At 69.9% G+C, this 20214-nt stretch carries 18 protein-coding genes; 8 read left to right on the top strand and 10 right to left on the bottom strand.

Annotated features, from left to right (window positions below; all coding sequences use genetic code 11):
* Positions 1-284 precede the first annotated feature (284 nt).
* Positions 285-1808 carry a S10 family peptidase gene (locus EV659_RS09540; RefSeq protein ID WP_165878817.1) on the top strand — a complete coding sequence of 508 codons (1524 nt, stop codon included), beginning with the start codon at positions 285-287 and terminating at the stop codon, positions 1806-1808.
* Positions 1809-1940: 132 nt separating this feature from the next.
* Here EV659_RS09540 and ruvX read toward each other — a convergent pair whose 3' ends face one another.
* Genes ruvX through EV659_RS09525 form a run of 3 tightly spaced genes read right to left on the bottom strand, consistent with a single transcriptional unit; the run spans position 1941 to position 4374 of the window.
* Positions 1941-2402 (bottom strand): Holliday junction resolvase RuvX, encoded by a 462-nt coding sequence (gene ruvX / locus EV659_RS09535; RefSeq protein WP_242463598.1) that lies wholly within the window; start codon positions 2400-2402, stop codon positions 1941-1943.
* Entirely contained in the window at positions 2399-3724 is a 1326-nt protein-coding gene (locus EV659_RS09530) for a DUF3089 domain-containing protein (protein ID WP_132708648.1), read from the bottom strand. The genes ruvX and EV659_RS09530 overlap by 4 nt, the downstream gene beginning before the upstream one ends.
* A 53-nt stretch (positions 3725-3777) precedes the next feature.
* Positions 3778-4374: a GNAT family N-acetyltransferase gene (locus EV659_RS09525; protein ID WP_165878816.1), complete on the bottom strand. Its 597-nt coding sequence runs from the start codon at positions 4372-4374 to the stop codon at positions 3778-3780.
* A gap of 97 nt (positions 4375-4471) precedes the next feature.
* Here EV659_RS09525 and gatC point away from each other — a divergent pair, with 97 nt between their 5' ends.
* The 3 genes from gatC (at position 4472) to EV659_RS09510 (ending at position 6793) form a co-directional block, all read left to right on the top strand.
* Complete coding sequence (gene gatC / locus EV659_RS09520; protein ID WP_132708646.1) at positions 4472-4759, top strand: Asp-tRNA(Asn)/Glu-tRNA(Gln) amidotransferase subunit GatC; 288 nt, start codon at positions 4472-4474, stop codon at positions 4757-4759.
* Positions 4756-6243, top strand: coding sequence for an Asp-tRNA(Asn)/Glu-tRNA(Gln) amidotransferase subunit GatA (gatA, locus tag EV659_RS09515; RefSeq protein ID WP_132708645.1), 1488 nt, complete (start codon positions 4756-4758; stop codon positions 6241-6243). Before gatC ends, gatA begins: the two co-directional genes overlap by 4 nt.
* A 157-nt stretch (positions 6244-6400) precedes the next feature.
* A complete protein-coding gene (locus EV659_RS09510) occupies positions 6401-6793 on the top strand; it encodes a RidA family protein (protein ID WP_132708644.1) in 393 nt (130 codons plus the stop codon).
* A 93-nt stretch (positions 6794-6886) separates the two neighbouring features.
* Here EV659_RS09510 and EV659_RS09505 read toward each other — a convergent pair whose 3' ends face one another.
* Positions 6887-8137, bottom strand: a complete 1251-nt coding sequence (locus tag EV659_RS09505; protein WP_132708643.1) for a polyhydroxyalkanoate depolymerase — start codon at positions 8135-8137, stop codon at positions 6887-6889.
* A gap of 251 nt (positions 8138-8388) precedes the next feature.
* Between EV659_RS09505 and EV659_RS09500 the strand changes: the two genes are divergently transcribed.
* The gene (locus EV659_RS09500; RefSeq protein WP_132708642.1) at positions 8389-9195 is read left to right on the top strand and encodes a 3-hydroxybutyrate dehydrogenase; all 807 of its coding nucleotides are present in this window, start codon (positions 8389-8391) and stop codon (positions 9193-9195) included.
* A 22-nt stretch (positions 9196-9217) separates the two neighbouring features.
* On the opposite strand, the gene EV659_RS09495 is transcribed toward EV659_RS09500, so the two are convergent.
* Complete coding sequence (locus EV659_RS09495; RefSeq protein ID WP_132708680.1) at positions 9218-9637, bottom strand: cytidine deaminase; 420 nt, start codon at positions 9635-9637, stop codon at positions 9218-9220.
* Positions 9638-9681: 44 nt separating this feature from the next.
* Positions 9682-11067 carry a phosphoglucomutase/phosphomannomutase PgmG gene (pgmG, locus tag EV659_RS09490; protein WP_132708641.1) on the bottom strand — a complete coding sequence of 462 codons (1386 nt, stop codon included), beginning with the start codon at positions 11065-11067 and terminating at the stop codon, positions 9682-9684.
* Positions 11068-11282: 215 nt separating this feature from the next.
* On the opposite strand from pgmG, the gene EV659_RS09485 reads away from it, so the two are divergent.
* Positions 11283-12056 (top strand): enoyl-CoA hydratase/isomerase family protein, encoded by a 774-nt coding sequence (locus EV659_RS09485; RefSeq protein ID WP_132708640.1) that lies wholly within the window; start codon positions 11283-11285, stop codon positions 12054-12056.
* Positions 12057-12077: 21 nt separating this feature from the next.
* Here the strand turns inward: EV659_RS09485 and EV659_RS09480 are convergent, their stop codons facing one another.
* From EV659_RS09480 to EV659_RS09470, 3 genes are read right to left on the bottom strand one after another with little or no spacing between them, the layout of a single operon-like run.
* Positions 12078-13436, bottom strand: a complete 1359-nt coding sequence (locus tag EV659_RS09480) for a sensor histidine kinase (protein WP_132708639.1) — start codon at positions 13434-13436, stop codon at positions 12078-12080.
* A 39-nt stretch (positions 13437-13475) separates the two neighbouring features.
* Complete coding sequence (locus EV659_RS09475; protein ID WP_132708638.1) at positions 13476-14147, bottom strand: response regulator transcription factor; 672 nt, start codon at positions 14145-14147, stop codon at positions 13476-13478.
* Positions 14147-14473, bottom strand: a complete 327-nt coding sequence (locus tag EV659_RS09470; RefSeq protein WP_132708637.1) for a PepSY domain-containing protein — start codon at positions 14471-14473, stop codon at positions 14147-14149. The genes EV659_RS09475 and EV659_RS09470 overlap by 1 nt, the downstream gene beginning before the upstream one ends.
* A gap of 181 nt (positions 14474-14654) precedes the next feature.
* Between EV659_RS09470 and EV659_RS09465 the strand changes: the two genes are divergently transcribed.
* Both EV659_RS09465 and EV659_RS09460 read left to right on the top strand, forming a co-directional pair.
* A complete protein-coding gene (locus tag EV659_RS09465) occupies positions 14655-15518 on the top strand; it encodes a universal stress protein (RefSeq protein WP_132708636.1) in 864 nt (287 codons plus the stop codon).
* Positions 15519-15693: 175 nt separating this feature from the next.
* Positions 15694-17544 (top strand): ABC-F family ATP-binding cassette domain-containing protein, encoded by a 1851-nt coding sequence (locus tag EV659_RS09460; RefSeq protein WP_132708635.1) that lies wholly within the window; start codon positions 15694-15696, stop codon positions 17542-17544.
* 359 nt (positions 17545-17903) lie between these two features.
* Here EV659_RS09460 and parC read toward each other — a convergent pair whose 3' ends face one another.
* Positions 17904-20171 (bottom strand): DNA topoisomerase IV subunit A, encoded by a 2268-nt coding sequence (gene parC / locus EV659_RS09455; RefSeq protein WP_132708634.1) that lies wholly within the window; start codon positions 20169-20171, stop codon positions 17904-17906.
* Positions 20172-20214 lie beyond the last annotated feature (43 nt).

Genomic DNA, 20214 nt, shown 5'->3' with positions numbered 1-20214 from the left:
GAAACCCGCGGTTTTGCGGGGCCGGCCGAAACTGGCACGGCTTATGCGATAGTGGGATCGGCAACGGTTTGCCGAGAGTGGTTTCCGAGAGTGGTTTGAGTATCTGAGTTCCTTTGTATCGACGCGTACGGTCCGTCCTCGTTGCCTGAGCGAGACTGGACTAGGACTTGAAAAGGCGGTCGGTTAATCCGACCGCCTTTTTTCTGTGCGTTTGGCCGCCCTTGAACGGGGTGCGCGGGCCGCCTACCGTGGCGGCACCGACAATCCGTTACAGGGAGAGACATATGTTCAGCGTTAGGCTGGCTTGCGGCGCGTTGGCGATGGCGTTGGCCATCGGCAGCCCGGCCGCGGCCCAGGACCCTTCCGCCTCGCACACCAAGAACGAGGCCGGCGCCAAGGCCGAGGCCCACGAGCCCCGCACCTTCACCACCGAGCACGAAGGCACCTTCAACGGCAGCCGCGTGCGCTATCGCGCCGTCGCCGGCGAGACGCTGCTGCGCGGCGACGACGGCGAGCCCACCGCCTCGATGTTCTCGGTCGCCTATCTCAAGAAGGGCGTCGAGGACCCGACCGAACGGCCGGTGACCTTCCTGTTCAACGGCGGGCCGGGCTCGGCCAGCCTGTGGCTGCACATGGGCGCCTTTGGGCCCAAGCGGGTGGCGATCCCCAGCGACGCCCGCGACGACGGCCCGCCGCCCTATCCGATCGTCGACAATCCCCGCGCCATCCTGGACGTCACCGACATCGTCTTCATCGACCCCGTGGGCACCGGCTATTCCCATGCGCTCGGCGACCATGAGGACAAGGACTTCTGGGGCGTGCACCAGGACGCGCGCTCGGTGGCGCAGTTCATCCGCCAATGGCTGACCGCCAACGGCCGCTGGAATTCGCCCAAGTTCCTCGGCGGCGAAAGCTATGGCACCCTGCGCACCGCCGCCGTGACCCGCGAGTTGGAGGGCGGCTACAACGATGTGGCGCTCAACGGGCTGATCCTGATCTCCAGCGTGCTCGACATGGCCCATGACGCCACCGGGCCGGGCAATGATCTGGCCTTCGCCATGCTGCTGCCGACCATGGCGGCGACCGCCTGGTATCATGACCAGGTGGCCGACAAGCCCAAGACGGTGGCCGCGTTCGTCGAAGAGGCGCGCGTCTTCGCCCGCGAGGACTATGTGCCCGCGCTGCTGAAGGGCATGGACCTGGGCGACGAGGAACGCGCCGCCGTGCGCGCCAAGCTCGCCCGCTTCACCGGGCTCAGCGAAGCCTATCTGGACCAGTCCAACCTGCGGGTGACGCTGTGGCGGTTCATGAAGGAGTTGCTGCGCGACCAGAACAAGGTGGTCGGCCGGCTCGACAGCCGCTACACCGGCACCGAGCGGATCGCCGCCGGGTCGAGCCCCGAGGTGGACCCGTCGTTCGTCGGCATCGACGGCGCCTACACCGCCGCCATCAACCACTATATGCGCGCCGCGCTCGATGTGGAGATGGACCGCGAATATTCGGTGATTTCCGGGCTCGGCGGCCGGTGGGACTGGACCATCGACGGCGGCGGCCGGTTCAACTTCAACGTGGCGCCCTATATCGGCCAGGCGATGCGCCAGAACAGCGGCCTGCGGGTGTTCAACGCGGCCGGCTATTACGATTTCGCCACCCCGGTGTTCAGCGCCGAACACAGCCTGAGCCGCAACGGCGTGGTGCCCGAGCGGATCACCTTCAAATATTATGAAGCCGGCCACATGATGTATATCCACGAGCCGTCGCTCAAGGCCCTGCTCGCCGACGTGCGCGCGTTCATCAAGGCGCGCTGATCGCCGCCGGCGGCCGGATCGACCGGGTCCGGCCGACCCCAGGCGCCCCGGGCCTCAGCCCCAGACCCCAGACCCACCGGCGCGCGTCACGCGTCGGTGGGTTTTTATTGCGGCCGGGGGGGTGCTGCGCGCTCAGCCGGCGACGTCGAGCGCGCCTTGCAGGATGTAGGCGGCGGCCATCTTGTCGACCAGGGCGTCACGGCGTTTGCGGCTGGTGTCGGCTTCCAGAAGCGTGCGGGTGACCGCCTGGGTGCTCCAGCGTTCGTCCCAGAAGCAATAGGGCAGGGCCAGCGCCGCCTCCACATTGCGCGCGAAGGCGCGGGTGGACTGGCAGCGCGGGCCTTCGCTGCCGTCCATATTGACCGGCAGGCCGATCACCAGCCCGCCGATGCCGTGCTCGGCGACCAGCGCGCGCAGCCGTTCCACGTCCTGGGTGAACTTGGTGCGCCGGATGGTCTCCAGCGGCGTCGCCACGGTGAGCGACGGGTCGGACAAGGCCAGGCCCAAGGTCTTGGTGCCCATGTCGACGCCAAGCAGCCGCGCGCGCCGCGCCACCTGCGCCTTGAGCGCTGCCGGCCCGTCGAGGGCGCTCAAAGCCGCGGCCCGGTCTGGCCCGGTTGGTTTTGGCCCGGTTCGTCCCGGTCGATGCCGCCTTGATCGGTCTCGTCCTGGTCCGGCCGGCCCGGTTCGTCGCCCGGCTCGGCGGCGGGGGCGTCGGTCTCCGTCGCGGGGTCGGGTGCGCCCCCCATGGCCGCCAGGGCCGCCTCGGCGCGGGCGCGCACATTGGCGGCCACAGTCTCGTAGAACAGCGCGATGTCGTAGACGTGATAGTTCTGCCCCGGCAGCAGATAGGTGGCGAAATCGCCGCCCGGCGGCTCGGTCAACGCCAGGATGCCCTCAGGGGTGCAGCGGGCGCCGGTCAGATTGGGGATCGGCTCGCCCAGCGGCGCGCTGCCGATCACCCAGCGCACGCCGCCCCGGTTCGCCGTGGCCGGGACGGTTTCGGTGTCGGTGGTCCAGGACAGCGGGTTGGTGCACAACATGGCCTCGTCGCCGCGTGGCGGCCCGGCCAGCGTCGGGCGCTCGGCGGTCCGGGCCAGAAACGCCCGGTGGAAGCCTTCGGCCTCGTCCGGCCGGTCGGCGAAGGATTGCCAGGAGATCAGGCAGCCGGTGTCGGTGGCGGTACGGCAGACATCGATGCCGGGCAGGGCGGCGGGGTCGCTGTCCACCGCCACCGGCCAGCCGACCACATAGGCGGCGACCAGCCGGTCGGCGAGCGCGGTCCCCGCCACATGGTCGGCGAGCAGGTGCAACAGGTGGCGCGAGCCCTGGCTGTGCCCGGCGAGCACGAACGGCCGGTTGGCCGCGCGCCGGTCGAGGAACGCGGCGAACGCGCGTTCCACATCGCCATAGGCCAGATCGAGCGCCCGGGCCGCCTCGTCACCGCGCTCGGGCCCGGCGAAGAAGGCACCGAAGGCGGCCTGGCGATAGCGCGGGGCGTAGATCGCGCCGGCTTGGGCGAACGCCGACGCCTGGTTCTTGAGCACCGCGCTGTCGAGCACGCGCGCGGCGTCGGGCTCGTCGATGGGGGCGTTCCAGCGTGCGGATTTGAGATAGGTGGTCGGGTGGACGAAGAAGATGTCCACGTCGAGCGGCGGTGCTTTGCTGGTGCCCGCCGGCACCATGGCGGCGAAGCCCGGGCGGCCGGGCAGGGCGGCCCAACTGGCGTCGTCGCCATAGTCGGGGGCGGCCGGCTTGGGGGCTGCGTCGAACGCCACATCCGGGACGGTCTGGCGCAGCGCGAACTGTTCCAGTTGCTTCTGGAACGCCGCGGCCAGGATGGCGAGGGCGACGATCAGCACCACCACCGCCACCACGATCCACAGAAAAATCCGTACCGCCCTGCCTTGTGCCATGGTCCTGTCCGTTTCCGTTGGTCCGCGTGGGATTCTGCCTTGGGGATGTGTGCTTAGACCGGCATGGCTGCCAGGTCGACCCCGGCGGGGTCATAGGCCGCCAGGTCGAGCCCCATGAGCACGTCGTCCATGTACCGGTCGGGGCCGTACTTGATCGCCTTGACGCGCCGGCCTTCCTCGACGAAGCCGAAGCGCCGGTAAAGCGCCCGGGCGCCTTGGTTTTCCGAATGGACGTGCAGTTCCACCTTCTCAAGCGACGGCCGGGCCTGCGCCCAGGCGAGGAAATGGGCGATCAGCGCGCTGCCCAGCCCGGCCTGGCGCCATTCGGGGTCGACCAGCACGCCGAAGGTGCACACATGGGCCAACCGCCGCCGCCGGTCGGACACCGCATCCAGGCTGGCGACCACGCGCGCGCCGGCCATGGCCAGCAACAGCGCGTCGGCGGGGCTGGCCGCCACCCGGCGCAGGATCGCGCGTTGTTCGCCCGCACTGGTGCGCAACTCGTCGGCGGTTTGGATCAGATACGGGCTGTCGGCCAGGCAGCGGCCCATGAAGGTGAGATAGGCGCGCGCGTCCGCCGGCACGCCCGAGCGCAGCGTCAGGCGGCGTCGGTCGGCCAGGATCACGTCGCAGGGCGGCAGTTTGGCCATGGGGTCTGGGTCCAGTTCCGTGCTTGCGTCGCTGTCGGTGGGGCGTATAACGTCCGGCGCATTGTTTATCGCCCACGCCCAAAATACGAGAGTCGAAATGTCAGTGGACCGGGATACGGTGCTCAAGATCGCGCGTTTGTCGCGTATCAAGCTGGAGGACGAGCGGGTCGAGCCGCTGATGGGCGAGCTCAACAACATCCTCGCCTGGGTCGAACAACTCGACGGCGTCGACACCACCGACGTGGCGCCGATGACCAGCGCGGTGGAAACCTCGCTCGCCTGGCGCGAAGACCAGGTGAGCGACGGTGAATGCGCCGAGGATGTGTTGAAGAACGCGCCCGTGTCCGAATACGGCTTTTTCGCCGTGCCGAAGGTGATCGAATGACCGACCTGACCCGATTGACCCTCGCCGAGGCGCGCGACAAGCTGCACGCTCGCGAGATTTCCGCGCGCGAGCTGACGCAGGCGCATCTGGACGCCATCGACGGCGCGGCCGCGCTCAACGCCTATCTGCTTGCCACGCCGGACCGGGCGCTGGCCCAGGCCGACGCCGCCGACCAGCGGCTGGCCGACGGCACCGCCACCGCCATGACCGGCATCCCGCTGGCGATCAAGGACCTGTTCTGCACCCAGGGCGTCGCCACCACCGCGGCCAGCCACATGCTCGAAGGCTTCGTGCCGCCTTATGAAAGCACCGTCACCGCCAATCTGTGGGCCGACGGTGCGGTGATGCTGGGCAAGACCAATCTGGACGAATTCGCCATGGGCTCGTCCAACGAACACAGCTATTTCGGCCCGGTGAAGAACCCGTGGCGGGCGCGTGGCGACAACACCGACCGGGTCGCCGGCGGGTCGTCGGGGGGCTCGGCGGCGGCGGTGGCGGCGCGCCTGGCGCTCGGTTCCACCGGCACCGACACCGGCGGCTCGATCCGCCAGCCGGCGTCGCTGACCGGCATCGTCGGCATGAAGCCCACCTATGGTCGCTGCTCGCGCTGGGGCGTGGTGGCGTTCGCCTCGTCGCTCGACCATCCCGGCCCGTTCAGCCGTACCGTGCGCGACAATGCCATCCTGCTGGCCAGCATGGCCGGCTATGACGCCAAGGACAGCACCTCGGTCGACCGCCCGGTGCCCGCCTATGAAAGCGCGCTGACCGGCGACATCAAGGGCTTCCGCATCGGCGTGCCCAAGGAATATGTGGTCGACGCCATGCCCGAGGAAATCTCCGCGCTGTGGCGCCGGGGCATGGACTGGCTGCGCGACGCCGGCGCCGAGGTGGTCGAGGTGTCGCTGCCGCACACCCAGTATGCCCTGCCGGCCTATTACATCATCGCACCGGCCGAGGCGTCGTCCAACCTGGCGCGCTATGACGGCGTGCGCTACGGCCTGCGCGAGACGGTCGAGGGTGGCGGCCTGGCCGACATGTACGAGGCGACCCGCGGCGCCGGCTTCGGGCCGGAGGTGCAGCGCCGGATCATGATCGGCACCTATGTGCTGAGCGCCGGCTATTACGACGCCTATTACCTCAAGGCGCAGAAGGTGCGCACGCTGATCAAGCGCGACTTCGACGCCGCGTTCGGCCATGTGGACGCGCTGTTGACGCCGACCGCGCCCAACGCCGCCTTCCCGCTCGGCGCCAAGCTCGACGACCCGCTGGCCATGTACCTCAACGACGTGTTCACGGTGACCGCCAATCTGGCCGGCGTGCCCGCCTTGTCGCTGCCGGCCGGGCTGTCGAGTGAGGGCCTGCCCCTGGGATTGCAGGTGATCGGCAAGGCGTTCGACGAGGAAACCGTCTACAAGGTCGGCCATGTGCTGGAGACCGCCGCCGGCTTCGTCGAGGCGCCCGAGCCCTGGTGGGCCGCCACCTAAGCGCGCTCCCGGCGCCGCCCTTGATGCGCCTGGATGCGGGGGGCATCCCCGTCCAGGCGCATTTTTACGCGCAAAAGCTTTAAATATAAAGTTTTCCTGGTCACGGGCCATGGGGGCGCTATGATGGCGGCCCGGCTCGGCAACGAAAGACAGACCCATGACGCCTTTGCAGCCCAAGGGTTGGCCCCGACCGGCCGGGTATTCCAACGGGACCGCTGCGACCGGTCGGCTGGTGTTCGTGGCCGGTCAGGTGGGCTGGGACGTTGACGGGGGCTTTCCCGACAGCTTCGCCGGGCAGTTCGAGCAGACCCTGAAGAACACGGTCGCGGTGCTGGCGGCCGGCGGCGCGCGACCCGAGCATGTGACGCGCATGACCTGGTACGTGACCGATCTGGCCGAATATCGCACCGCCATGCCGGTGTTGGGCGACATCTATCGGCTGCATATGGGCAAGGTGTTTCCGGCCATGGCCGTGGTCGGCGTCACCGGCCTGGTGGAGCTCGACGCCAAGCTGGAGATCGAGACCACGGCGGTGGTGCCCGACGCCTGACCGCGCCGCCCGGGGGCGGCCCCGCGATGACGGCGTGGCGGGCCGGCCAAGCGGGCACCGGTCGGTCAGGCCGGGCCGGTCCGTTGGGGTCGATCAGGCGGCGACGGTCAGATGGCCGCGCGCACCCTGGTCGTGCCGGCGGATGAACGTCTCGACCCGCGGCGCGATGGTTTCACGCCAGCGCCGGCCGTTGAAGATGCCGTAATGGCCCACCTTGGGCGCCAGCAGATAGTCCTTCCGGGCGTCGTCGAGCCCGGTCGCCAGGTCGAGCGCGGCGCGCGTCTGGCCGATGCCGGAGATGTCGTCGCGCTCGCCCTCGATGCACAGGATGGCGGTTTGGGTGATCTTCTCGGGCCGCACCCGGCGCCCGCGCGACACCCACTCGCCCTTGGGCAGCCGGTGGCTCTTGAACACGATGTCGATGGTCTGGAGGTAGAACGGCGCGTCCAGGTCCATCACCGAGCGGTATTCCTCATAGAAGACCCGCGTCGCCTCGGCGCTTTCGCCGTCGCCTTCGACCAGGTGGCGGAACATCTGATAGTGCTTGTTCATATGGTCGTTGATGTTCATGGCCATGAACCCGGCCAGTTGCAGAAAGCCCGGATAGACCGGCCGCAGGGCGCCCTGGTTGGGGAACGGCACATGGGTGATGACATTGTTCTCGAACCAGCTCATCGGCCGGCTTTCGGCGAACTCGTTGACCTCGGTGGGCGCTTTGCGGGTGTCGATCGGGCCGCCCATCAGGGTCATCGACGGCGGCGTTGCCTCATGGTCTTCCGCCGACATGATCGACACCGCCGCCATCACCGGCACGGCGGGCTGGCACACCGCCATCACATGGGTGTTGGGGCCCAAGGCGGTCAGCCAACTGATCAGATAGTTCACATAGTCGTCCAGGTCGAACTCGCCCTCATAAAGCGGGATGTCCCGGGCGTCGCGCCAGTCGGTGATATAGACGTCGTGATGGGGCAGCATGCGCTCGACCGTGCCGCGCAGCAGGGTGGCGAAGTGGCCCGACATGGGCGCCACGATCAACAGTCGCGGATCATCGCGGTCGGTGTGGCGCACGAAATGGCGCAGCTTGCCGAACGGTTTGCGCTCCAGCGTCTCTTCCTCGACCCGCACCCGCTCGCCGTCGATTTCGACGGTGTCAAGGCCGAAGCGCGGCTTGCCATAGCGCCGGGTGACCTGCTCGATCACGTCGAAGGCCGCCGCCATCATGCGCCCGGGCGGCGTGAAGCTGAACGGATTGTAGGGACTACGCAGCATGTATTGGCTCTGATCAACCGCATAACGCATGGGGGCGAAGGCGGTGTGCTGGAGCTCGTACAGAGAGTAAAGCATGCCTCAAGAGGTCCTTTCCGGGGCCGGCGCCGGTCAAATCGTGACAAGGCTATGACAGTTTCCGACTGTCTGGCAATCTTTTGCGCTGCACAATAGCCCGAAAGTCGCATGATTCGAAGCCGCGATCAATTGGCCGCGGGTGCCGGCATCGGCCGCCGTGGCAACCGCGCCGATCGTCGGCATTGCGTTCCGTCCGGCGAAAGCGTAAGCGCCCTGGTTCATCGCGCCGTCGCGCGCAGGAGAGGAAGTCTATGGTAAAATCGTTGACGGGTCGTAACGCGCTGGTGACCGGGTCGACTGCGGGCGTCGGCCTGGCGGTGGCACGGGTGCTGGCCGAGGCGGGCGCCAACATCATCCTCAACGGTCCGCCCGAAAAGGCCGGCGCCAATGGCCGTGCCGAGGAACGCCGCGCCGACCTGGAACAGCGCTTCGGCGTCACCGTGGTGTACGCCTCGGCCAATCTGTCGCAGCGTCGCGATATCGAGCGGATGATGCGCACCGCGCGCAGCGAGTTGGGCGATGTGGACATCCTGGTCAACTGCGCCCATGCCCACCACGACGCGCCGGTGGAAGCGGTGCCCGACGACGCCTGGGAAGCGACCCTGGCGATCAACTGTTCGGCGGCTTTCTACACCACCAAGGCCGCCCTGCCGGGCATGCGCGAGCGCGACTGGGGGCGGATCATCAACATCGCCTCGGCCCAGGGGCTGGCGGCGGTGGCCAACCAGGCTGCCGAAGTGGCCGCCAAGCACGGGCTGATCGGGCTGACCAAGGCGGTGGGGCTGGAAACGGCCGAGGCGCGCAACGTCACCTGCAATGCCATCTGCCCCGGTTATGTGAAAACCGCCGACATGGAGCGCGAGATCACCGAGCAGGCCAAGGAGCACGGCCTGACCGAAGAACAGGTGATTCGCGACGTGATCCTGGCCAACCAGCCGTCGCGCCGCTTCGTCGGCACCGACGAGATCGGCGCCATGGTGCTGTATCTGTGTTCGGATGCCGCGCGCTCGGTCAACGGCTCGGCGCTCAGCCTCGACGGCGGCTGGACCGCGCGCTAGCGCGGGCCGGCGACCGCGGCCTTTACAGCCGAAACGCGCCCGGCAACAGCCGGTCGGGGTCGGTGACCTCGACATCGCCCTCGGCGCGCACCATCAACACCCGGGTGTCGGGTCCGCCCAATTCGGCGATGCGCTGGCGACAACCGCCGCACGGCGGGCAGGCGACCGGCGCGCCGTCGGCCGGGCCGCCGGCCACCGCGATCGCCGCGAGGCGCCGGCCGCCGGCGACCACCAGGGCGCCGATGGCGTTGGCCTCGGCGCACACGCACTCGCCATAGGCGGCGTTTTCCACATTGCAGCCCAGATGCACCCGGCCGTGCTCGTCGCGCGCCGCCGCGCCCACATGGAAGTGCGAATAGGGCGCATAGGCGCGCGCCCGCACCGCCAGCGCCGCCTCGACCAGCGCGCGGTCGTCGTCGCTCAACGGCGCGGCGGCGGCCATGGCGGGCGGCGTGTGGCGGCTGTCGGTCATCGGCGCCTGGTCCTTTAAAGGTCGGCCGGCGGGGTCAGGCCGACGGCGTTCAGATGGTCGCGGGCTTCGGCGCGCAGCCGGTCGAGCCCCTCGGGCGTCCAGGCCTCGACCCGCGCGGTCAGCGCCGGCTGGGTATTGGACGCGCGCACCAGCCACCAGCCGTCGGGCGTGGTCACTCGCACGCCGTCGATGTCGACCACCTGTGCGCCCTGGTCGGCCAGCCGCCGGGCGATGTCGGCGACGGCCGAGACCTTGCGCTCTTCGGGGCAGTCGAAGCGCACCTCGGGCGTGTTGTGGGCGACCGGCAGGGCGTCCTTGAGGGCGGCCAGGTCGCCGCCCTGGTTCGACACCGCCTCCATCAGCCGCAGGCCGGCATAAAGGCCGTCGTCGACGCCGTAGAAGCGGTGCTTGAAGAAGATATGGCCCGACATTTCGCCGCTCAGCGGGCTGCCGATCTCGGCCATCTTGGCCTTGATCAGCGAATGGCCGGTCTTCCACATCATCGGCCGCGCGCCGGCCTTGGCGATCTCGTCGAAGGCGATCTGGCTGGTTTTGACGTCGGCGATCACGGTGGCGTCGGGGATCTCGCGCACCACCTCGCGGGTCAGGATCGCCAGGATCTCGTCGGCCCAGACCACCCGGCCGCGGGCGTCGACCGCGCCGACCCGGTCGCCGTCGCCGTCGAAGGCCAGGCCCAGGTCGCAGCCATGGTCGTCGACCGCCTGCTTCAACTGCGCCAGATTGGCCTCGACCGTCGGGTCGGGGTGGTGGTTGGGGAAGCGGCCGTCGATCTCGCCATTGATCACCACATGGCTGCCGGGCAGCCGGGCGACCAGCGCCGTCACCGCGTCGCCGGCGGCGCCATTGCCCGGGTCCCAGGCGACCTTGAGCGCGCCGCCGCGATAGTCGCCGGCCAGCCGCTCGATATAGTCGTCGAACACCGGCACGTCCTCGACCCGGCCCGCGCCGGTGGCATAGGCGCCGGCCGCCGCGATGCGGCCGATCTCGGCGATCTGGTCGCCATAGACCGGGCCGGCGGCGCGCACCATCTTGATGCCGTTATACTCGGGCGGATTGTGCGAGCCGGTGATCATCACCCCGCCGTCGGTGCCGAGCGCGTGGGCGGCGTAATAGAGCATCGGCGTCGGGCCCAGGCCGATCGCCTTGACCGTGCAGCCGGTGCTGGCCAGGCCGCGGGTCATCGCCGCCATCAACTCGGGCGACGAGGCGCGGCCGTCATAGCCCACCGCCACGGTCTTGCCCGCGCCGCCCAACACGGTGCCAAAGGCGCGGCCGACCGCTTCGGCGTCGGCGGCGTGCAGGGTGTCGCCGACCACGCCGCGGATGTCGTATTCGCGCAGGATGCTGGGGTGGAAGGCGTACGGGGGGGCTTGGGTCATGGGCGAGCCTCGCGAAGGGTTGCGCCGGGCAGCGCCGGCAAACGCGCCCGTGCATACCCCAAGCCGGCGTCGGCGCAAACCCCTGGCGCGCGTCGGGCGGTCGGGGGAGGGCGTGACCGCAGCGGCGGGCGATGGGGGCTGGCCGGCACGCCGACCGGACGCCTAAGCTGGCCGCCGAAACGCTCGATAAACCAACCGAATGGGAAGGAGTGACCATGGTGGCGACCTTGCGACTGGAGATCGACGCCCCGGCGGCGCGGCTGGTCTATGACCGGCCGGCGATGAAGAACGCGTTCAGCCGCGAGATGTGGGCGGCGGTGCCCGACCTGGTCGCCGAGGCGGCGGCCGCGCCCGGCGTGCGCGCGCTTGTGCTGGCCTCGGCGACGCCGGGCATCTTCGCCGCCGGCGCCGATCTGGCCGAGTTCGAGGCGTTTCGCGACGACCCGGCCGGGGCGGCGGCCAACCAGCGCGCCATCCGCGACGCCGGCCGCGCGGTCGCCGGCTGTCCGGTGCCGGTGATCGCCGCCATCGACGGCCCGTGCATCGGCGGCGGCTACATCCTCGCCGGAGCCGCCGACATCCGCCTGGCCAGCGACCGGGCGCGGTTCGGCTTTCCGCCGGCCAAGCTCGGGCTGTTGTACAATTACGAAGACCTGGTGCGGCTGGTCGACCTGATCGGGCCGGGCCAGGCCAAGCGGCTGTTGTTCACCGCGCGGCAAGTGGACGCCGACGAGGCGTTGCGCATCGGGCTGGTGGACGAATGCGCGCCCACGGACGCCTTCGACGCCCGGCTCGACGCCCTGGTGGGCGAGATCGCCGGTCTGTCGGCGGCGTCGGTCCGGGTCTCCAAGGCGCAGGTGGACGCGGCCCTGGCCGGTCAGCGCGCCGAGACCCAGGCCATCGTCGACAGCTTCGTGACCATGCACCAGGGCGCCGACCATGGCGAGGGCCTGGCCGCGTTCCGCGAAAAACGCCGCCCGCGCTTCTGAGCGCGTTCGTGACGGGCGGGGTCAGTCGACCGCCGGCAGGTCGACGGCGGCGTCGAGGCCGCCGAGGTCGGCGCGCGCCAAGGCGATCTGGCCGCCATTGAGCTCGGCGATATCGCGCGCGATCGCCAGGCCGAGGCCGGTGCCGGGCACGCTTTCGTCGAGCCGGCGGCCGCGTCGGAACAGCGTCTCGCGCTCGGCCGCCGGCACGCCCGGGCCGTCATCGGCGACCCGGATGCGCACCATGGCCCGGCGCGCGCCGGTGACCCGGTGCGCGCTGACCCGGACCCGACCGGCGGCCCATTTGCAGGCATTGTCCAGCAGATTGCCGATCACCTCTTCCAGATCCTGGTGGGTGACCGCGACCTTGAGGTCGTCGTCCAGGTCCATCTCCAGGTCGAGCCCGCGGTCGCGATAGATCTTGTCCATGGCGCGCATCAGGCTGGCCAGCGGCTTGTCGATGGCGGTCACATGGCCGAGCCCGCTGCCGGTAGCGCGCGCGCGGCGCAGATGGTGGTCCACATGGGCCTGCATGGCGGCGGTCTGCCGGCGCACGGTCTCGGCCGGCACCGTGTCGGTGGCGGTGGCGTCGTTGACCAGCACCGACAAGGGCGTCTTGAGCGCGTGGGCCAGATTGCCCGCATGGGTGCGCGCGCGCTCGACGATCGCTTCGTTGTGGCTCAACAGGGCGTTGAGTTCGTCCACCAGGGCGCGGATTTCGGGCGGGTAGTCGTCGTCCAGGCGCTGGGCGTGGCCCGAGCGGATGGCGGCGAGGCCCGACTGGACCCGGCGCAAGGGCCGCAGCCCGACCGCCACCTGCAAGCCGACAGCGGCCAGCAGCCCGACGCCCAAAAGCCCCAGGGCGCGCAGGATCAGCGCGTTGAAGCGGTCGATATCGGCCTCCACCTCGGCGATGTCGGTGGCGACCATGAAGCGTAGCGTCTCGGGCGATCCGGGCAGGGTGACGTCGCGCACCGCCGCCTTCAGCCGCTGGCCGTCGGGGCCGTCGAGCAGGCGATAGGCACCGCGTGCCGCCGGCCGGTCCCAGTCGGGGTCCAGGCGCACATCCCACAGCGACCGCGACACCGCCGGGGCGGCATCGGGGCGGGCGATCTGCCAGTAATAGCCGGAATAGGGCTCGCGAAACCGTTCGTCGCCGAGCGCGCGCGAGAAGCTGAGCGGCCCCGGCCCGCCATGTTCGGTGACGCCGATCAGGGTTTCCAGGGTCTGGGTCAGCAAGGCCTCGGCGTCGCGCACCGCATAGTCGCGGAACGCCAGCGACAAGATCGCGCCGCCGGCGGTCAGGGCGGCGACCACCCAGACCCCGGCGACCGCCACCAGCCGCAGCGTCAGCGAGCCCGGTTGCAAAATCGCCGGCCGCATCGCCTGGTCCCCTTATGGTCAAAGAGACGCCGGGCCCGGTCAGCCGGCGCGCTCATCCTCCAGCCGATAGCCCAGCCCGCGGATGGTGTGGATCAGCGGGGCGCCACCGAGTTTTTTGCGGATGCGCGTGACGAACACCTCGATGGTGTTGGAGTCGCGGTCGAAATCCTGGTCGTAGAGATGTTCGGTCAATTCGGTGCGCGACACCACCTTGCCCTGGTGGTGGGCCAGATAGCTGAGCAGCCGGTATTCGAGCGCGGTCAGGCGCACCGGTTCGCCGTCCATGGACACCCGGCCGGTGCGGGTGTCGAGGCGCAGCGGCCCGACCGTGATCTCGGCACTGGCCTGGCCCGACGACCGCCGGATCAGGGCGCGCAGCCGGGCCAGCAGTTCCTCGGTCTTGAACGGCTTGGTCAGATAGTCGTCGGCGCCCTGGTCGAGCCCCGCCACCTTGTCCGACCAACTGTCGCGCGCGGTCAGAATCAGCACCGGCGTGCGGATATCGGCCCGGCGCCAGCGGGTCAGCACCGACAGCCCGTCCATCACCGGCAGGCCGAGGTCAAGTACGATGGCGTCATAAGGCTCGGTGGCGCCCAGATGGTGGCCGTCCTCGCCGTCGGCCGAGACGTCGATGGCATAGCCGTCGTCTTCCAGCGCCGCCTTCAACTGGCGTTGCAGATCCGGGTCGTCCTCGACCAGTAGCACGCGCATCAGTCGCTTCCCTTCACGGTCAGGATCTCGCCCGTCTTGGCGTGCAGGATCACGTCGATCACCGTGCCGTCGCGCCGGATCAGCCGCAGATGATAGCGCGGCGGGCCGTCGCGGGGCTCGGCCTCCAGGCGCTGGTTGACCACCCGCGCGTCGAAGGTCCGTTCGGCGATCTTCTTGATCTCGCCATAGGCCATCAAATCCTTGTCGACCCGCTCGCGATAGGCCTCGCCGCCCTGGTCGCCCCTAAGGCCGGTCCCGGGGGTGGCAGAGGCGGCGGGCAGCAGGGTTAACAGGCCAGCAGCCAGGAGCATGTCCCTAAATGTCATCCAATGGTCCTCAATGGGGCCAGTCGTAGACCTGGCGCGCTGAATATCTTATGAACCGGGCCAGGGCCGGCACGCAACGCCGGGGCCGGCAAGCCCGGCATCCCGCGCCGTGCGCGCCGCCGCCCTCCCGAGCCCGCCGGTTCGGGTCCGCTATGCCAAGCCCGTCTTGAGGAACCCGCCCATGCTCAGAACCCTGATCCTGCCGATGACCGACAAGCCGCCCCGGACCGGCGCCCTGGCCGTGGGCACGAGCCTCGCCAAGGCCTTGACCGCCCATGTGAGCGGCCTGTTCATCCGGCCCGACCCGCGCGGCGCGATCCCGTTTTTGGGCGAAGGCATGACCGCGGACGCGATCCAGGAGCTGTGCGACGCGGCCGAGCGCGAATCCCTGGCGCTTGAAGCCGCCGCGCGCACCGAGTTCGAAGCGGTGGCGCGGGACACCGGCCTGCCCATGGAAGACGGCCTGGGCACCGACCATGCCAGCGCCGGCTGGGAAGTGGTGGTGGGGCTGATCGCCGACCATGCCGGGCGCCGGGCGCGGCTGGCCGATCTGGTGGTCGTGCCCAAGCCCGAGGGCGAGGCCGCCGACGCGCGGGGCGAGTTGCTCAACGAGGTGCTGTTCCGCGCCGGCCGGCCGCTGTTGATGGTCCCCGACGCCGCCACCTCGGCCGATTTCGGCCATGTGGTGGTGGCCTGGAACGGCCGCGCGGAAGTGGCGCGCGCGCTCGCCGAGGCGCTGCCGTTGATGCACCGGGCGGCCAAGGTGAGCGTGCTGGCGCTGGGCGAGGAACACCCCGACCGGCCGTCGCTCGACCAGGTGCGCTGCTACCTGCTGCGCCACGGCATCGACGCCGCGACGGTGTCGCGCGAGGCACCGGCCAAGCGCGAGATGGGCCAGGCGCTGCTCGCCGAATGTGCGGGCCTTGGCGGCGATTTGCTGGTCATCGGCGGCTATTCGCACAACCGCTGGCGCGAGATGGTGTTGGGCGGCGTGACCCGGACCATCGTCGCCGACGCCCAGATCCCGGTGTTCATGAGCCACTGACGCAAGCCGCTCGCGCTTGCCCGGGCGGCCCTTGACCGCCGCCGCCACGCCCCGGAGCGCTGGCCGTGGGCCGCCGCTGCCCCGACAAGGCGGGCGGCCGGGGCAGCGGTGGCGCCCGGGCCCGGCTCTGGCCCCGGCGGTCGCATCACAGTTCTGAATGGAGACACCCCCGTCCATGGCGGCACCGCTGCTTTCGGCCAATGGCCTGACCTTTCACCTGGGCGACAAGCCGCTGTTCGACGGGCTCGACCTGATGGTCCAGCCGGGCGACCGGTTGTGCCTGGTGGGCCGCAACGGCGCCGGCAAGTCGACGCTGTTGAAGATGCTCGCCGGGCTGATCGAGCCCGACGGCGGCGACATCCGCCGGCGCAGCGACGCGCGGCTGGTCTATCTGCCGCAGGCGCCCGAGCCCGGTGACGCCGCCAGCGTGCTCGACTATGTGGCCGGCGGGCTGAGCCCGGCCGAGCGTGACGCCACCCATTTGGCCGAGGAATGGCTGGATACGCTGGGCCTCGCCCATGATGCCGACCCGCAGACGCTGTCGGGTGGCGAGTTGCGCAAGGCGTCGCTGGCCCGCGCCTTGGTCGGCCGGCCCGACCTCCTGTTGCTCGACGAGCCCACCAACCATCTGGATCTGTCGGTGATCGCCTGGCTCGAAGGCCAGTTGGCGCGCTTTGCCGGCGCGTTCGTGGTGATCAGCCACGACCGGGCGTTTCTGGAACGGGTCAGCCGCGGCACGCTGTGGCTCGACCGCGGGCGCATCCGGCGCCTCGACCGCGGCTTCGGCGGTTTCGCCGACTGGTCGCAGAAGGTGCTGGAGGACGAGGCCGAGGCCAACGACAAGCTCGACAAGCGCATCGCCGAGGAAACCCGCTGGTCGCGCGAGGGCATCACCGCGCGGCGCAAGCGCAACCAGGGCCGGCTGCGGCGCTTGCAAAGCCTGCGCGCCGACCGCGCCAACCGCCCGGCGCCGACCGGCAAGGCGGTGGCCCAGACCACCGAGGCGGCCAAGTCCGGCAAGCTGGTGGTCGAGGCGCGCAATATCGCCAAACGCTATGGCGAGCGGACCATCGTCGCCGATTTCTCGACCCGCATCCATCGTGGCGACCGGGTCGGCATCATCGGCCCCAATGGGGCGGGCAAGACCACGCTGGTCAAGATGCTGACCGGCGCGCTGGCGCCCGATGCGGGCACGGTGCGGCTCGGCACCAATCTCGAAGTGCTGTCGATCGACCAGCGGCGCAGCACGCTCGACCCCGAGGCCAGCGTCTGGGACACGGTCACCGGCGGGCGCGGCGACATGGTGGGCGAGGGCGCCAAGGCCAAGCACGCGGTCAGCTACCTCAAGGACTTTTTGTTCACCGCCGCCCAGGCCAAGAGCCCGGTCAAGGTGCTGTCGGGCGGCGAACAGAACCGGCTTTTGCTGGCGCGCGAGTTGCTCAAGCCGTGCAATCTGATGGTCCTCGACGAGCCGACCAACGATCTGGACATGGAGACGCTTGAACTGCTGGAGGAGTTGTTGAGCGACTTCGACGGCACGATCGTCCTGATCAGCCACGACCGGGCGTTGCTCGACCATGTGGTGACCTCGACGATCATGGTCGACGGCCGGGGCGGCGTGGTGGAGTATGCCGGCGGCTTTTCCGACGCCGAGGCACAAGGCGCGGTGGCCGGCTGGCTGGACGGGGCCGGCGGTGCGGCGCGGCGGGCGCGCAAGAAGCCGGCGGCCAAGCAAGCGGCGCAAGCCGGCCCGGCGGCTGCTGGCGACGGCGCCAAGCCGGCGGCGGGCCGTGCGGCCAAGCTCAGCTATCAGGAGCAGCGCACGCTCGACGCGCTGCCTGGCGAGATCGAGAAGCTCGAAGGCTTGATCGCCAAGCTCGAAGCGCTGCTGGCCGATCCCTCGCTCTATGAACGCGACCCGGCCCGGTTCGACAAGGCGACCCGCGAACTGGCGCGTCTGCAAGCCAAGCTGGCCGACAAGGAAGACCAGTGGCTGACCCTGGAGGCACGCCGCGAGGGCGCCTGACGGCGCCCCACCCGGCGCCGCCGGCGTCACCCCTGTCTGGTGTCGATGAGGGGGCATCGCGGGGCGGAAGGCAGCCCGGGGGCGAGCAAGGGTCGCTTCCCTCCCTCGGGGCGTCCGTCCCTTGGGTCGTCGTGAACCAGGCGCTGCCCCCGCTTCGGTCCTTGCGAGCGCAGCGAAGCAATCCAATCGCCGCCAGCCGTGGCCGCCATCGCACCGTCTCGACGCCCGCCGCCGCCGCGCCAGCGTCCCATGGATTGCCGCGCCGCCTGGCGGCGGCTCGCAATGACCGCGGCAGGGCGGCGAACCGGGGGACGGGCGGGCCTTTCGGGGCCGGAACGGGGCGATAACCGGGCCGGCGCCTATCCGTCGAAGCGGTTGGAGCGCGGGAAGCCCTGGGGCGGGATCTTGCCGACCGCGCCGCGTCGGCCGCGCCAGGGCGTCAGGTCGGTCTCGGTGCGCACGCGGCCCGAATTGCCGCCCATGGGCCAGCTTAAGCCCTCGGCCGCCTTGAGAAGGGTCAGGTCGGACAGGGTGGCGTCGCGATACTTCTGCAGGATCACCCCGCGCCCCCGGGTCATGTACGGCACCTCGTCGAGCTCGAACACCAACAGTTTGCGGTTGCGGCCGATCACCGCCACCGTGTCCTGGCCGTCCTCGACCACCAGGCAATGGGTGGCGCGCACGCCGTCGCGCAGGTTCATCAGATGGCGCCCGGTCTTGGTCTGCGCCAGGCACTTCTCGGCCTCGACCCGGAAGCCCCGGCCCTCGGACGAGGCCAGCAACAGGTCGTGGCCCTGTTCGTAGCGCAGAAGCGCGACCAGATCCTCATCGCCGTCGAGTTCGACGATCAGGCGCAACGGCTCGCCATGGCCGCGCCCGCCGGGCAGCTTGTCGGCCAGGATGGTGTGCATGCGCCCGGCCGAGGTGAACGCCAGGATATAGTCGGTGGTGTGGGCGTGGAAGCGGAACCGCTCCTCGTCGCCTTCCTTGAAGGTCAGGTCCTTGTCGGCGTCGAGATGGCCGGCGAGCGCGCGGATCCAACCGCGGCGCGAGCACACGATGGTCACCGGCTCGCGTTCGACCATGGCTTCGAGCGGGATCTCGGCGGCGCGCGCGTCGGCCTCGGCGAAGCCGGTGCGTCGGGCGCCCAAGGGGCTGTCGGGGCCGAAGTCGGCGCGCACCGCGTCCAGGTCGCTGGCCAGGCGGCGCCACTGCCGGCCCGGGTCGGCCATCAGCGCCTGCAACTCCGCCTGTTCGGCCGACAGTGCGTCGTGCTCCTTGCGGATCTCGATCTCTTCGAGCTTGCGCAGCGCGCGCAGGCGCATGTTCAAGATCGCCTCGGCCTGGGTGTCGGTGAGCGAGAAGGCGCGCATCAACTCGGCCTTGGGCTCGTCTTCCTCGCGGATGATGCGGATCACCTCGTCCAGGTTCAGATAGGCGACCAGATAGCCGTCGAGGATTTCCAGCCGCCGGGCGATCTTGTCGAGCCGGTGGTCGGTGCGCCGCTTGAGCACGTCGAGCCGGTGGTCGAGGAACGCTTCGAGCGCCTGGCCCAGCGACAGCACGCGCGGCCGGCCGTCCAGGTCGATCACGTTGAGGTTCAGGCTGTAACGGATTTCCAGGTCGCACAGCTTGAACAGGCTTTCCATCAGCACGGTGGCGTCGACCGAGCGGCTCTTGGGCTCCAGCACCACCCGCACCTCGTCGGTGGACTCGTCGCGCACATCGGCCAGGATCGGCAGCTTGCGCTCGTGGATCAGGTCGGCGATGCGCTCGATCAGCTTGGACTTGCCCACCGAATAGGGGATCTCGGTGACCACGATATGATACTGCCCACGGCCCAGATCCTCGGTGTGCCAGCGCGCGCGCAGGCGAAAGCCGCCGCGCCCGGTGGCATAGGCCTCGGCGATGCTGGCGCGCGGCTCGACGATCAGGCCGCCGGTGGGAAAATCGGGGCCGGGCACCAGGGCGAGCAGTTCCTCATGGGCCACCGGGCCGCGCACGCCGCGCCGCGCCTTGATCAGGACCTGGCAGGCGTCGATCAACTCGGCGGCATTGTGCGGCGGGATCGAGGTCGCCATGCCCACCGCGATGCCCGAGGCGCCATTGGCCAGCAGGTTGGGGAAGGCGGCCGGCAGCACGGCGGGCTCTTCCTCCTCGCCGTCATAGGTCACGCGGAAATCGACGGCGTTCTCGTCGAGCCCCTCCATGAGTCGGATCGCCGCCCGGGTCAGCCGGGCTTCGGTGTAGCGCATGGCGGCGGCGTTATCGCCGTCCACATTGCCGAAATTGCCCTGGCCGTCGACCAGCGGGTAGCGCACGGCGAAATCCTGGGCCAGGCGCACCATGGCGTCATAGACCGCCTGGTCGCCATGGGGGTGATACTTACCGATCACGTCGCCGACCACCCGCGCGCACTTCTTGAAGCCCTTGTCGGGGTCCAGCTTCATCAGCCGCATGGCGTAGAGCAGCCGGCGGTGCACCGGCTTGAGCCCGTCGCGCACGTCGGGCAGCGAGCGCGCCATGATCGTCGACAGCGCATAGGCCAGATAGCGTTCGTTGAGCGCGTCGGCGAACGGCGTGTCGATGATGGCGTCGCCGTCGGTGGGGCTGGGCGTGTCGGTCATGGGGCGGTGGCCTTCAAGCTCGGTCGTCGGTGGCCGTGGCCGG

This window comes from Rhodothalassium salexigens DSM 2132, from assembly GCF_004341375.1.
In the GTDB taxonomy this organism is placed as follows: Bacteria; Pseudomonadota; Alphaproteobacteria; order Sphingomonadales; family Rhodothalassiaceae; genus Rhodothalassium; species Rhodothalassium salexigens.
This window is presented reverse-complemented; position numbering and strand designations above follow the sequence as displayed.